The sequence below is a fragment of the Planctomycetia bacterium genome (genome assembly GCA_015200345.1).
Taxonomy (GTDB): domain Bacteria; phylum Planctomycetota; class Phycisphaerae; order UBA1845; family UTPLA1; genus PLA3.
The window spans coordinates 2,081,590-2,095,128 of sequence record CP054187.1 but is presented as its reverse complement, the minus strand read 5'-3'; the positions used below and the strand labels follow the sequence as shown (position 1 = coordinate 2,095,128).

8 protein-coding genes are annotated in these 13,539 nt (G+C 63.9%); 5 read left to right on the top strand and 3 right to left on the bottom strand.

The annotated features are described in order from the left end of the window. Positions 1 to 29: 29 nt before the first annotated feature. Positions 30 to 2,864, bottom strand: a complete 2,835-nt coding sequence (locus tag HRU71_08645) for an insulinase family protein (GenBank protein QOJ03546.1) — start codon at positions 2,862 to 2,864, stop codon at positions 30 to 32. Between the two features lie 360 nt (positions 2,865 to 3,224). Here HRU71_08645 and clpB point away from each other — a divergent pair, with 360 nt between their 5' ends. Further along, a complete protein-coding gene (gene clpB, locus HRU71_08640; GenBank protein ID QOJ03545.1) occupies positions 3,225 to 5,855 on the top strand; it encodes an ATP-dependent chaperone ClpB in 2,631 nt (876 codons plus the stop codon). A gap of 49 nt (positions 5,856 to 5,904) precedes the next feature. On the opposite strand, the gene sdhA is transcribed toward clpB, so the two are convergent. Continuing rightward, positions 5,905 to 7,884, bottom strand: a complete 1,980-nt coding sequence (gene sdhA, locus HRU71_08635) for a succinate dehydrogenase flavoprotein subunit (protein ID QOJ03544.1) — start codon at positions 7,882 to 7,884, stop codon at positions 5,905 to 5,907. Between the two features lie 215 nt (positions 7,885 to 8,099). On the opposite strand from sdhA, the gene HRU71_08630 reads away from it, so the two are divergent. From HRU71_08630 to recG, 4 genes are all read left to right on the top strand, one after another. Next, complete coding sequence (locus HRU71_08630) at positions 8,100 to 8,525, top strand: hypothetical protein (GenBank protein QOJ03543.1); 426 nt, start codon at positions 8,100 to 8,102, stop codon at positions 8,523 to 8,525. A 124-nt stretch (positions 8,526 to 8,649) separates the two neighbouring features. Next, positions 8,650 to 9,729, top strand: a complete 1,080-nt coding sequence (locus HRU71_08625; protein QOJ03542.1) for an HlyC/CorC family transporter — start codon at positions 8,650 to 8,652, stop codon at positions 9,727 to 9,729. A gap of 35 nt (positions 9,730 to 9,764) precedes the next feature. Then, positions 9,765 to 10,139 (top strand): LysM peptidoglycan-binding domain-containing protein, encoded by a 375-nt coding sequence (locus HRU71_08620; protein QOJ03541.1) that lies wholly within the window; start codon positions 9,765 to 9,767, stop codon positions 10,137 to 10,139. Beyond that, positions 10,136 to 12,229: an ATP-dependent DNA helicase RecG gene (gene recG / locus HRU71_08615; GenBank protein QOJ03540.1), complete on the top strand. Its 2,094-nt coding sequence runs from the start codon at positions 10,136 to 10,138 to the stop codon at positions 12,227 to 12,229. Before HRU71_08620 ends, recG begins: the two co-directional genes overlap by 4 nt. 42 nt (positions 12,230 to 12,271) lie before the next feature. Here the strand turns inward: recG and HRU71_08610 are convergent, their stop codons facing one another. Beyond that, a complete protein-coding gene (locus HRU71_08610) occupies positions 12,272 to 13,492 on the bottom strand; it encodes a redoxin domain-containing protein (GenBank protein QOJ03539.1) in 1,221 nt (406 codons plus the stop codon). Positions 13,493 to 13,539: the final 47 nt, after the last annotated feature.

Here is a 13,539-nt window from a genome sequence, read left to right as displayed (position 1 = left end):
GGCGCGATCATGCGCTCCTTTGACGATTGCTACGGTTTTTCCTCCCCGCCCGGCGCGGCTTCGCCATCCCTTGCCTCCTCCTCCCCCGCCGGAGCGTTGACCACGGTCACCGGCGCGATCTTTTCGAGATCGTTCTTGATCTGCTTCGCCTCGCCGACCACGATCACCGTCATGTTCTTCGGGTCGATCAGCGACTTGGCGGCGTTGAGCACGTCGTCGGCTGTCGTGTCGCGCACGCCCTTGAGCAGCCGTTGGAGGTAATCGCTCGGCAGGTTCTGCGTTTCGATCATCCAGAGATCGCCGACCGTCGCTTCGGGAGTTTCGCGATCCCCTGGGAAAGACCCCACGATATAGGTTTTTGTGTCATTTAATTCGCCGGCTTCGGGCGGGGCCGCGCGCATCTTCTCGATTTCATTCATCACGACTTTGACCGTCTCGGCCGTGCTGGGGGTCTTGGTGAACGTGCTGATCTGTAACTCACCGCCGAAGCGCCGCGCGTTGAACCCGCCGCGTGCGCCGTAGGTCAGTCCCTTCTCGACGCGCACGGCCTTGTTCAGCCGGCTGTTGAATCCGCCGCCGAAGATCTGCCCGAGGACGCGGCTGGTGAAATAGGCCGGGTCGCTTCGCGTGATGCTGCGATGGCCGATGCGAATCTGGCTCTGCACGCTGCCGGGGCGATCGACGAGGTAGATATGGGTCTGCTTGGGGCCGGGGGCCTCTGGCAGAGTCGGCGGCGTGAACGTGCCCTCGACCTTCCAATCGCCCAGGTGCTTGGCGGCCAGCTTGAAGGCGTCGTCCGGCGTGATGTCCCCGGCGAAGTACAGGACGCAATTCTCCGGTCGCACATGCTCGGCCCACCATTCGCGCAGGGCTTCGATCGTGACGGCGTCGAGGTCTTCCAACTCGCCCGAGGGCGTGCGGGAGTAGGGATGGCTGCCGTACATCTGCCGGCGCATTTCGCGTTCGGCGAGGTACTCGGGCGTTTTCGTGGAGATGAGCATGCCCATCTTCTGCTGCTGCTGCATGATGGTGAACTCGTCCTTCGGGAAGGTCGGGTTGCGCAGCACGTCGGCGAGCAGTTCGCCTGCCAGGTCCAGTTGCGGCAGCATCGCCGAGCAGGTGAGCCGCGCCGTGTCCATATCGGCCGATCCGCCGAGCGAGATGGCGTTGAACTCAAGCGTCTCGGCGAGCTGCTTGGCCGTGCGCGTCTTGGTGCCGTGGGTCAGCATGGCCATGGCGGTCATGGCCGTGCCGGGGAGTTTCTCGGTCCAGGCGCCGCTCTTGATGCCGAGGACCATCGTGACCATCGGCACTTCGTGGTTCGCCACGACCGCAACACGCAGACCATTGTCGAGTTTCTTCTCGGTGTACGGAATCGGCGGCAGATCGTCCATCATCTTTCCGGCGGGCGGCTGGTCGGGGAAACCTTCTGGCCGCTTCGCCTCGGCCTTGGGACCGGTGCGCTTGGCAATGCGGTTCTCGAGCTTGGGCGGCTCGGGCCCTTCGTCCTCGCTGCCCTTGCCGCCGAACAGCGACCCGAGGGCGCCGGCGACGTTCGGCTCGACGGTGATGTCAATGCGATGCTTGTCGATCAGGTATTTCTTCGCGACGCGCTGAATGTCCGCCACGGTGACGGCGTCGATCTCCGCGAGGCGTTTGTTGATTCGCTCGGCATCGCCGTAGAGGACGGCGTAGCTGCCGAGTTGGCCGGCCTTGCTGGCGACGGTGAGCGCGCCGGCGATCTCTCCGCGGCGCATCTGGTTCTTCATTTTCGTGAGTTCTTCCTCGGTGACCGGCTCGCTGCGAATCTTTTTGATGTGCTCGCGGATGGTCTGCATAAGCTCTTTCTTCTTGCCGACCAGCGGCAGCAGCACACCGCCCGCGCCGGCGAAGCCGTCGGCTTCCAGCGCGAACGCGCCGCCCAGCGCCACCTGCGCGATCTTTTTGTCCTTCACGATGTCCTGGTAAAGGCGGCTCGATTCACCGCCGCCGAGAATGCCCAGGCACATCTGCAACGGCAGGGCGTCGGGATGGGTCATCGGCACGGTGCGATAAACCGTGCCGAGGATCGGCAACGGTCCTTTGTCTTCCTTGATGGTCACGGCGCGCGGTTTGGACTGCTTGATCGGCGGCGCCATCACCGGCTTGGGCTTCGGCCCGCCGGGGATCCAGTCAAAATACTTTTTCGCTAGCCCCTGCACCTCGGCGTGCTTCACCGCGCCGACGACGACGAGCGTCGCATTGCTCGGAAGGTAGTACTTGTCCCAGAACGCGGAGATGTCCTCCAGCGGCGTCTTGCGCAGGTGCGAAATCTGCCCACCGGGCGTCCAGCCGTAGGGCTTGTCGCCGTAGATTTCGGCGAGGAGTTTTTCGGGGACTCGGCCGTAGGGTCGGTTGTGACCCTGGCGCAGTTCTTCTTCCACGACTTTGCGCTCGGTGTCGAATCCGTTCTGATCGATCTTGAGAAACGCCATGCGTTCGGACTCAAGCCAGAGGACGAGTTCAAGCTGGTTCGACGGCACTTCCTGAACGTAGACGGTTTGGTCAAACGAAGTGTAGGCGTTGCAATCGCCTCCGACGCGACGAATGTTGTCGAAGTGCGCCGTCTCGTTGAGGCGGTCGGTCCCGCGGAACATCATGTGTTCGAACATGTGGGCGAAGCCCTGCCGCCCCTCTTCCTCGTTCTTCGCGCCGACGTGATACCAGACCTGCACGGCGACGATGGGGCAGGAGAAATCCTCCAGCGAGATGACCTTCATGCCGTTGGAGAGTTCGATCTGCTCGAAAGCGTACTGGCGCTCGGCGGCGAGGGCCGGCGTGATCAGCGCGCCGAAAAGAAAGCCGACCAGCAGTGTGCGTCGCATGGTGAACTCCTTGTCGTCGATGGGCCGTGGCGTGAAATCGTCAGGCCGCTTATTTGGAACCCGGCCCCGGCACCAGCCTGGGACAACGAGGCATTTCCGCATCCATTTAACGTTGCGGCGTTGAGGAAGTATCGCACACCGTCGCCTGTTCGGCGCGTCGGGGAGCGTGCAGCCGCCTCGCCCCGTTTGCCACCTGTCAAAAACAGTCTGCCATGCTGACAGCCCGAGCGCCGCCACGCCCGCGTAACTAATTGCCTGTAAAAGAGTTGTGATTACAGGGGTTGTGGGAACACGGCGTGTATAACCTGCGGGGGCGGCGCTTTGGAGTAACAGGCGGGCCGCGCCAGCGGAGAAAAAAGCATGAGACAGGATCAGTTTACCATCAAGGCGATGGAGGCTTTGCAGGGCGCCGAGTCGCTCGCGCGCCGGCAGGGCCATCCGGAGCTTTCGCCGTTGCATCTCTTGGCCGCACTCGTCGAGGACGCGCACGGCAGCGCGGCGGACGGCGGCATGGTTGTGCCGTTGTTGCAGAAGGCCGGAGCAAACGTCAATCAGATTCGCTCGATCGCACAATCCGAGCTGGGTCGACTGCCGAAGGTCAGCGGTTCGTCGCCGTCGCCGTCGCGCGCGTTGCAGGACGTGATCGAAACGGCACAGTCGATCGCGGAGAAGATGAAGGACGAGTACATCTCCACGGAGCACTTGCTGCTGGCGCTGGCGGACGTGAAAAGCGAAGCGCGGGAGATTCTCACGGTCAGCGGCGCGGGACGATCCGCCATCGAGAAGGCGCTGGGCGAGTTGCGCGGCGGCGCGCGCGTCACGTCGCAGAATCCCGAAGACACGTTTCAGGCACTTGAGAAGTACGGGCACGATCTCGTGGAACTGGCGCGCAAGGGCAAGCTCGATCCGGTCATCGGGCGCGACGAGGAGATCCGCCGTTGCATTCAAGTGCTGGCGCGGCGTACGAAGAACAACCCCGTGCTGATCGGCGAGCCGGGGGTCGGCAAGACGGCCATCGTCGAGGGGCTGGCGCAGCGTATCCTTGCCGGCGACGTGCCGGAAGCGCTCAAGAACAAGCGCGTCGTCTCGCTGGACATGGGGGCGTTGATCGCCGGCGCGAAGTATCGCGGCGAGTTCGAAGAGCGGCTCAAGGCCGTCGTGCGCGAAGTCGTCGAGTCGGCCGGTGCGATCATTCTGTTTGTGGATGAGCTGCACACGGTGGTCGGCGCGGGCAGGACGGAAGGCTCGATGGACGCTGGCAATCTGCTGAAGCCGGCCTTGGCGCGGGGCGAGTTGCGATGCATCGGCGCGACGACGCTGGAGGAGTACCGCAAGCACATCGAGAAAGACAAGGCGCTGGAGCGGCGGTTCCAGACGGTGTACGTCGGCGAGCCGAGCGTGGAAGACACGATCGCCATCCTGCGCGGGTTGAAGCCCAAGTACGAAACGCACCACGCGGTGCGCATTCAGGACTCCGCCATCGTCGCAGCCGCCACGCTCTCGCATCGCTACATCGCGGATCGGCATTTGCCGGACAAGGCCATCGACCTGATGGACGAGGCGGCGTCGCGTCTGCGGATCGAGAACGACAGTTTGCCGGCGGAGTTGGACGAACTGCGGCGTCGCATCATGCAGCTGGAGATCGAGCGCGAGGCGCTGAAGAAGGAAAAGGACGACGCCAGCCGCAAGCAGCTCGCGGCGAACGAGAAGCACCTGGCGGAGCTGAAGGAGCGGAACACCGCGCTGACGGCTGCATGGGAGAACGAGAAACGACAGATTGAATCGATCAAGGCGGTGCGTCAGCGGATCGAGACTTTGCAGACCGAGTTGGATGAGGCGCAGCGCCGCGGCGAACTGGAGAAAGCCGCGCGCATCCGCTATGGCGAACTGCCTGAAGCACAGAAGCAGATGCACGAGGCGGAGGAAAAGCTGGCGGCGCTGCACCGCGAGGGCGGCGGCCTGCTGCGCGAGGAGGTAACGGCCGAGGAGATCGCCGAGATCGTCAGCAAGTGGACGGGCATTCCAGTCGCACGGATGCTCGAAGGCGAGAAGGAAAAGCTGCTGAAGATGGAGGACCGGCTGCACGAGCGCGTCGTCGGTCAGGACGACGCCGTGCGCGCCGTGGCCGATGCGGTTCGGCGAAGTCGCGCCGGTCTGGGCGATCCGAATCGGCCGATCGGCTCGTTCCTGTTCCTGGGTCCGACGGGCGTGGGCAAGACGGAGTTGTGCAAGGCGCTGGCGGCGTTTCTGTTTGACGACGAATCGGCGTTCATCCGCATCGACATGAGCGAGTTCATGGAGCAGCACAGCGTTGCGCGGTTGATCGGCGCGCCGCCGGGCTACGTCGGTTACGAGGAGGGCGGTCGGCTGACGGAGGCCGTGCATCGCAAGCCGTACTCGGTGATCCTGCTGGACGAGATCGAGAAAGCCCATCGCGATGTGTTCAACGTGCTGTTGCAAGTGCTGGACGACGGTCGCCTGACCGACGGTCACGGCCGGACGGTCGACTTTAGAAATACGATTGTCGCAATGACAAGCAACATCGGCAGCGAGCACATCCAGCGGTTGAGCGAATCGGGCGCGGCCGAGGTGGAGATCGAGCACGCCGTGCGCGAGGATCTCAAGCGGCACTTCCGGCCGGAGTTTCTCAACCGCGTGGACGAGACGATCATCTTCCATCGTCTGGGGCGCGAACACCTGCGGTCGATCGTGGACATTCAGCTCAAACACTTGCGCGATCGGCTCGCCGAACGCGGCATCACGCTGACGCTCACCCCCAAGGCGGTGGACAAGCTGGCGAGCGACGGGTACGACCCGATCTACGGCGCGCGACCGCTCAAGCGGCTCATCCAGCAGGAGGTGGAGAATCCGCTGGCGCGGCACCTTTTGTCAGGCGATTTTGCGCCGGGCCATAGCGTGACGGTCGATGTCGGCGGGGACGGTTTTATCTTCTCCCACTCGGAGCGGTCGCGTGCTGCGATTGCTGGATAGGGTCCGAGTCAGGACGATGTGGTGAAAACGCGGCCCCTCGTCGCGCAATTCAAACGGCGACCGGAGCCTGTTTCTTCTCCGTGCCCGCGCTGCCGGCGGAGAATTCCGTCTTCCAGATGCGCTCGATTTCCTCCGCGCCCTTCAGGCCGTACGTTCGCGGTCGCGGCGGAATCAGGCTGACGTCCACCGCCTCGTAGGACATCTTCGGTCCGGACGGCGTGTGTTCGGCGATGGTTGTCTTGAGCCAGTCGTCGTTACGCTTTTTGAAGAGCTGGCACCATTTGCGCGCCTGCGCCGTCATGTCGCCGGCGGTCGGGTCCAGGCCGCTGATTTCAAAGTCCGGTTTGTAGTGTGCGCCGCGGCATTCGTCGCGCTGCAAGGCACCCAGCGCGATGACCCTGGCGAGCACGATCATGTCGCCCAGCGCCCGCACGAAGGACAGATTCTGATTCGTCCATTGGCCCGTGTCCGATAGCGGGGCCTTCTGGTACCGTTCGGCCAGCTCGTCGAGCTTCGCCAGCGTCTGCTTGATCTTGTCGTTGTAACGCACCACCGTGCAGTTCGCCGTCATCGTGCGGCCCAGTTCCTGGTGCAGTTCATAAGCGTTTTCCTCGCCGGTTCGCGCGGCCAGCGCCTTGAACTTGTCATGGTGCCGTTTGACGGCACCGTCAAACAGGGGGGCTGGGGCATCGGCAGCGGCCGATTTACAGCCTTTGAAGTAGTTGATGATCGAGGGGGCCGTGATCAGCCCGGCGAAGATGCACGAAAGCAGCGAGTTCGCGCCGAGGCGGTTCGCGCCGTGATACTGATAATCCGCCTCGCCGATGGCATACACACCCGGCACGTTGGTCATCTGGTTGCGCGGCGAGCCGAGCGCCAGCCCGCCGGTCTTTGCGTCCTTCTCGTAATCGACCCAGAGGCCGCCCATGGAGTAGTGCACGGCGGGGAAGATTTTCATGGGCGTCGTGCGCGGGTCGCCGCCGGCGAACTTTTCGTAAATCTCCAGGATGCCTTCGAGTTTGTGATGGGCGGTGGGGGGGAGGTGCGTCAGATCGAGATAGACGCAGAGGTCTTCCTTCTCCACCGACAGGCCGCCGTTGACGCACACGTCGAAAATTTCCCGCGTGGCGATGTCGCGCGGGACGAGGTTGCCGTAGGTCGGGTAACGCTCTTCGAGGAAATAGTAGCGCTCGCTTTCGGGAATCGTCATCGGATCGCGCGGATCCTGCGGCTTGCGCGGGACCCAGACGCGGCCGCCCTCGCCGCGGGCGCTCTCGCTCATGAGTCGCAGCTTGTCGGCCCCGGGAATCGCCGTCGGATGCACCTGGATGAATTCGCCGTTGGCGTACTTCACGCCTTCCTGGAAGGCCCGCGCGTTGGCGCCGCCGGTGCAGATCATCGACATGGTGCTCTTGCCGAAGATCAGCCCGCAACCGCCGGTCGCCATCACGACCGCGTCGGCCCGAAGCGCTTTCAGCTGCATCGAGAACATGTCCTGAATGACGCAGCCCTTGCAGACGCCGGCGTCGTCGAGAATCAGTCCCAGAAACTCCCAGTGTTCGTATTTGGTGATCAGCCCCTCGGTCTCCCATCGGCGCACCTGCTCATCCAGCGCGTACAGCAATTGCTGGCCGGTCGTCGCGCCGGCGAAAGCCGTGCGCTTGTAGAGCGTGCCACCAAATCGACGACGGTCGAGATTTCCTTCGGGGGTGCGGTTGAACGGCACGCCGAGTCGATCGAGCAGGTCGATGATTTTCGGCCCCCAGTCGGTCATCTCCTTCACCGGCGGCTGATGATTGAGAAAGTCGCCGCCGTAGACCGTGTCATCGAGGTGCTTCCACTCGCTGTCGCCCTGCGAGCGCGTCACGGTGTTCACGCTGTTGATGCCGCCCTGCGCGCAGACGCTGTGCGATCGCTTCACCGGCACCATGCTGACCAGATCGACGGCCACGCCCTCTTCGGCCAGCTTCATCGCCCCGGCCAACCCCGCCAACCCGCCGCCGATCATCGCCACTCGTTGCTTTGCCATGCCTGTTGTCATCCTTCATCGCGGCACTGCACGTCCGCGCGGAGGCGATTCTACGTCGCACGGCGTAGGGGCGGCAAGCGTGAGCAATCAGACATCGGCAAAGGGTCTCAATGCCGGGATCAGCAGCCATTGTCGTTCCCGTGATCGGGACGCTACGCCGTTTGCTTCCGCGATTAAGATGAGCCGTGGGCAGCACATCAGGCGGGGCTATTCACATGGCCATCAATCGATCTCGACTCGTTCTTGGCGGCCTGGCGGCAGGGCTGTTTGTAAACGTGAGCGGAATCTGCCTGGCACATTTCGTGCTGGGCCCGGAATACTTCGAGCGATTCAAATCCAGGATTCCGATGACGCCTGCGTCGATGTTCGAGCATCTGGGACTGCGATTTCTCATCGGGTTTCTGGCGGTATTTATCTACGTCGGCTTTCGCACGCGCTTCGGCGCCGGCCCGCGCACGGCTGTCCTCGCCGGCACCGTTACGTGGCTGCTCTCCGGACTGGTGATGACGATGACATTAAGCAACCTCGATGTACTGACGGGATGGCGGCTGTGGGTGGCCGCGCCATGGAGCCTGGTGGAAGTGTGCATCGCGACGGTGCTCGGGGCTTGGATCTATCGCGAGCATAGGCCGGGCGTGTGAATGAATTCGTGACGGTCGGTAGGTCGTGCGTCCAACGCGGCCTGATCGCCGGGCGCTGCTCACTTCGGGAGCTTTCGCTCATTTTTGCGAATCCGACCGCCTCCGCGTAGGTTATTTTCGATCCATGCACGAGCCTTCCCTGTTTCTACAATTGCTCCTGGTGCCGATTCTCATCGGCGTGAATGCTTTTTTTGTGGCTGCCGAGTACGCCGTGGTCACGATGCGCGGCACGCGAATTGAGGAATTGCGGCGCCAGGGCATCGAAGCCGCCTTGCTGTTGTCGCGTCTGAAGGAGGACGTCAGCGGCTCGCTGGCCACCATTCAAATCTGCATCACGGCCACCAATCTTCTCATCGGCGCCGTCACCGAGCCGAGCATGACGCGACTCATCGTCTGGCTGCTTCAGCCGCTCAATTTCATTCTGCCCGCGTCCTATGCGCGGCCCATCGGACTCATCACCGGCCTGCTGATCGTCACTTTCCTGACGGTCGTGTTAAGTGAATTGCTGCCCAAGGCGCTGACCTTGCAATACACCGAGCGCATCGCGCTGTTCGTGGCTCGCCCGATTCAGCTTTGCCACATCGTCTGCCTGCCGCTGGTGCGCGTGATGAACTGGACCGGCAACGGCATCGTCCGCATGCTTGGCCTCGGTCGCATCAGGATCGAGGAGCCGGTGCCGACCGAGGACGAGTTGGAGATCATGGTCGATCGCGCCGATGACGCCGGTGAGTTCCAGGAGGAGCACGGCGAACTGCTCCGGCGGGCCTTCGACTTCGCCGATCTTACGGTTCGGCATGTCATGATTCCGATGCATTCCGCGGGCGTCGCGCCGAGCAACTGGACCGTCGAGGAACTCGCCGCCTACCTGCACGAGCGGCCTTACACGCGCTGGCCGATCCGCGACCCGGCCACCGGCAAGGTGAACGGCGTCGTCAACGTGAAGATGGCGCTGTATGCCAACGCGATTGCCGCGGGACAGGCCGTGATTCTCCACGATCTCGCCACGCCGGTGCGTTACCTCGATCCGGACGAGCCTTTGATCGACGCATTGGAGGATCTGCGCACCAGCCGCCAGCATCTCGCCGTGGTTCGCGACAAAACCGGTAACGAACTCGGCATCGTGACGCTGGAAGATATTCTCGCGTCGATTGTCGGCGACATTCGCAGCGAGACGCGCCAATGGCCGATCCGCCGCCCGCGTTGACAGCGCCCGCGTGCGCAGACGACAATTTCACAGCCATGGCGACACGCTACCCATTTCGCTTCTCGCGCTCCCGTGTTTCGACGGCGGTGGGGGCCGTTTGGTGCGCGGCGATGTGGATCACGCTTTCGGGGTGCCCTGCTCCGGAACGAACGACGTCGCAGCCGGCGGCCAGCGATGAGGTTGACGCCAGATCAGCGACCCTGGGCGGTTCGGATGAGGCGGCGGACTACGTGCAGCCCGGTGAAGTGCCCGGTCGCGTCCACATCGTTGAGCCGGGCGACACGCTGTACAGCCTCGCCGTGCGCTATTACGGAAGCGGTCTAAAATACAATCGTATTCTTGTCGCGAATCGAAACCGCCTGAAAGACCCGCGGAATCTCCCCGTGGGCATGAAGCTCATTATTCCATGAGCACTGCTGCCGCCCGCTCCGCGCCCTCGCTGACCGACCAGGTCCAGTTTCTGCCCGGCGTCGGTCCGAAGCGCGCCGCGGCCCTGGAGCGGCTGGGCATTCGCACCTGTGGCGATCTGCTTTACCATCTGCCGCATCGACACGAGCGCAACGAAGCGCGCACGATCATCCACCTCGATTACGACACCAGCGCCACCGTCGTCGGGCGCGTCACCGCCGTGCGGACCGAGGGTCGCTGGCGCGGCGGACGCACCACGGCCACCTTGATCGACAACACCGGCCGATGCAGCCTCGTGTGGTTCAACGCGCCCTGGATGGCGGACAAGATTCGCCGCGGCGACGTCGTGCGCGCCAGCGGCAAGGTCACGGAGTTTCAGCGTTTGCCGCAACTCGTGAACCCGAAGATCGAGGTGCTGGGGGCGGATGCGCCACCCGTGGATGAATCGGCTCCCGCCCGATTCGAGGCGGTCTACCCCGCGTCGCAGGAGTTGCCGGCGCCGGTCATCGCGAGACTGATTCATGCACACCTGGATCGACTTCTGTCGCTGGTGCGCGATCCGCTGCCGCCCGATCACCTGAAGCGCCGCGGGCTGATCGGGCTGGCCGCCGCGTTGCGCGGGATGCATCGCCCGCGAAGCGATGGCGAATCGATTCAGGCACGGCGCCGGCTCGCATACGACGAGCTGCTGCTGCTCCAGCTTGCCGTCGGTCGCCGGCGTGCGACGCGCGCCGGCGATACGGCGCGGCCGCTGCCGTCTACGCCGGAGATCGACGCGCGGATACGACGCCGCTTTCCCTTCATGCTCACGCCGGGGCAGGATCGAGCGATTCGCGCGCTCACCGCCGATCTGGCCCGCCGTCGGCCGATGCACCGACTGCTTCAGGGGGACGTGGGCTGTGGCAAGACCGTTGTTGCGTTGTACGCCGCGCTGCTCGCCGTCGCCAATCGAACCCAAGCGGCAATCATGGCGCCGACCGAACTGCTCGCCGAGCAGCACCTGCGATCGATCACGCGCTACCTCGAAGGCAGCCGCGTGCGGTTCGCGCGCCTCACGGGCGGGATGCGCAAGGCCGATCGTGCGGCGACCCTTCGTGCGCTGGCCGCTGGAGAGATCGATCTCGTCGTTGGCACGCACGCGCTGATTCAATCCGACGTGACGTTCAAATGCCTGGGGTTGGTCATCATCGACGAGCAGCATCGTTTCGGCGTGCGCCAGCGCGCGGTGCTCCGTCAGAAGGGGCTGTCTCCTCACTACCTCGTCATGACGGCGACGCCCATCCCGCGCACCCTGGCGATGACCGTCTTCGGGGATCTGGACGTCACCACGATACAGGGGTTGCCCCCGGGGCGGTCACCGATTCAGACGCGCGTCGTGACACCCGTCGGGCGCGAGGCTGCGTGGCGGTTCGTCAATCAGTGCCTCGCAGCCGGCGAACAGGCCTACGTGGTCTATCCCGTCATCGACGAGTCCGACACGCAGCAAATTCGAGCGGCCTCGCGCGAGTCCCAGCGGCTGGCGCAGGAGGTCTTTCCCGGCCGCGCCGTCGGATTGCTGCACGGGCGCCTCGCCGCCGACGAGCGCGATCGCGTCATGAAGGAATTCCTCGCCCGGCGGATCGACGTGCTCGTGGCCACGACCGTGATCGAAGTCGGCATCGACGTGCCCAACGCCACCGTGATGGTGATTGAGCACGCCGAGCGCTACGGCCTTTCGCAGCTTCACCAGTTGCGCGGGCGAATTGGTCGTGGAGCGAAGCCGGGGACATGCCTGCTGATGACCGACTCGCGTGCCGCAGCGGACAACGAGCGGCTGCGCATCATGGAATCGACGCAGGATGGCTTCAAAATCGCGGAGGAGGACTTGCGACTGCGCGGACCGGGAGAATTGATCGGCGCGAGGCAGCATGGGTTGCCTGCGTTGCACGCAGCCGATTTGATCGGGGACGCGGCGCTGCTTCGGCTGGCCCAGCAGGACGCCGATGATATCTTGCGGGGCGATCCGGCGCTGGCCAAGCCGGCGCACGCGGCGTTGCGCGCAGCCCTGCATGAGCGGCATCGCGACGCGCTTCAGCTCGTTCATACAGGGTAGCTCGACCTTGCATGAGATGGTCGGCGATTGGTTGATTCGCGTTTACAGCTCCGGCTGCTTCAGTGCCTTTTCGATGACGGCGGTCAGCTCGTCTTCATGGCCCGGTTTGTAAAAGCCGGCGTATGCGATTTTGCCGGCGCGGTCGATTACGTAGAACGTCGGAATGGCCCGCACCTTGAACTTCTCGGCCACGTCGTCGCCCTCGAGCAGCAGGCCGTAGGTGTATTTCTTGTCCTTCATGAACTGCACCGGGTCGCCGTCGCGCTCCCAGCAGTTCACCCCGAAGACGCGCACCGGTTTGCCGGCGAACTTTTCGTGCAGCCGCTGCACGCCCGGCATGGCCATCTTGCACGGCCCGCACCACGTTGCCCAGAAATCCAGCACGACGACGTTGCCGCGCAGGCCCGCCAGCGACACGTTCTCACCGCCGGGCGTCTTGAGGGCAAAGTCCGGCGCGGCGGTGCCGATCTTCAGCATTTCCGGCTCGTCGTCGGCTTCCTCGAAGCTCTTGGTGACGTAGCCCTCGGGCTTGGTCGGCGCGAACAAATCGCTGGTCAGCTTCGGATGGACGTTCAAGTTGCTGACCGACAGGACGGTGGCGGCCTCTTTGCCGTCGCGCGATTTGCTGATGCGATCGACGCGCCGCGGCAGGTAATCATTCTTGCTGAAGTACCATCGGGCCTGGCCCTGGTTGCCGCTGTATTCCACAAAGACCACGTGACACGGTTCGCCACCGATTTCCTTCTCGCCTTCGTAGCGCTGCACCGTTGCGTTGATCTCATCGCTGAACGGCGTCGGGTGAACGTACTCGCGCATGAAGAGGGTCGCGCCCTGGCGCAGCAGGATGTCGCCGCCGCTGGCCAGTTCCGCCGACGTGTACGTTTTCTCGCTCGGATCCAGGCTGTACACACGCTTGCCGTCGCTCGCCACGAGGAACGGCTGCTTCACCGATGAATCCGGCGGGCTGAACTCGCCCTCGAAACGAATCAATTGCCGGCTGCCGCCGAACAGCGCGCCGAGCATGCTCGTCTTGCCTTCGCGCAGCATCGCCTTGCCCGTCACGCGCGGCACGCGCTTCGCATAGGCGCCTTCGCCGAAGTATTCGGCGTCATAGCTGACTTCGGTCAGTTCCTTGGTCGCTTCATCGGCCTTCTTCAAAATCTCCATGGCGTCCGGTTCGCCCGCAACGGCGAACGAAGCACGCGCCCCCAGTCCGGCGCCCAGCACCACGATTAAAATAGACGATTTAATTAAATTGACCATGCCGGTCCGACTCCTTTGCGCACAAGGTCCGCACCCCGCGCCGTGAT

What these genes read in the sequence shown, in the direction of transcription:
- HRU71_08645 (QOJ03546.1), bottom strand. Translation starts at nt 2,864, where the DNA reads ATGCGACGCACACTGCTGGTCGGCTTTCTTTTCGGCGCGCTGATCACG.
- clpB (QOJ03545.1), top strand. Translation starts at nt 3,225, where the DNA reads ATGAGACAGGATCAGTTTACCATCAAGGCGATGGAGGCTTTGCAGGGC.
- sdhA (QOJ03544.1), bottom strand. Translation starts at nt 7,884, where the DNA reads ATGGCAAAGCAACGAGTGGCGATGATCGGCGGCGGGTTGGCGGGGTTG.
- HRU71_08630 (QOJ03543.1), top strand. Translation starts at nt 8,100, where the DNA reads ATGGCCATCAATCGATCTCGACTCGTTCTTGGCGGCCTGGCGGCAGGG.
- HRU71_08625 (QOJ03542.1), top strand. Translation starts at nt 8,650, where the DNA reads ATGCACGAGCCTTCCCTGTTTCTACAATTGCTCCTGGTGCCGATTCTC.
- HRU71_08620 (QOJ03541.1), top strand. Translation starts at nt 9,765, where the DNA reads ATGGCGACACGCTACCCATTTCGCTTCTCGCGCTCCCGTGTTTCGACG.
- recG (QOJ03540.1), top strand. Translation starts at nt 10,136, where the DNA reads ATGAGCACTGCTGCCGCCCGCTCCGCGCCCTCGCTGACCGACCAGGTC.
- HRU71_08610 (QOJ03539.1), bottom strand. Translation starts at nt 13,492, where the DNA reads ATGGTCAATTTAATTAAATCGTCTATTTTAATCGTGGTGCTGGGCGCC.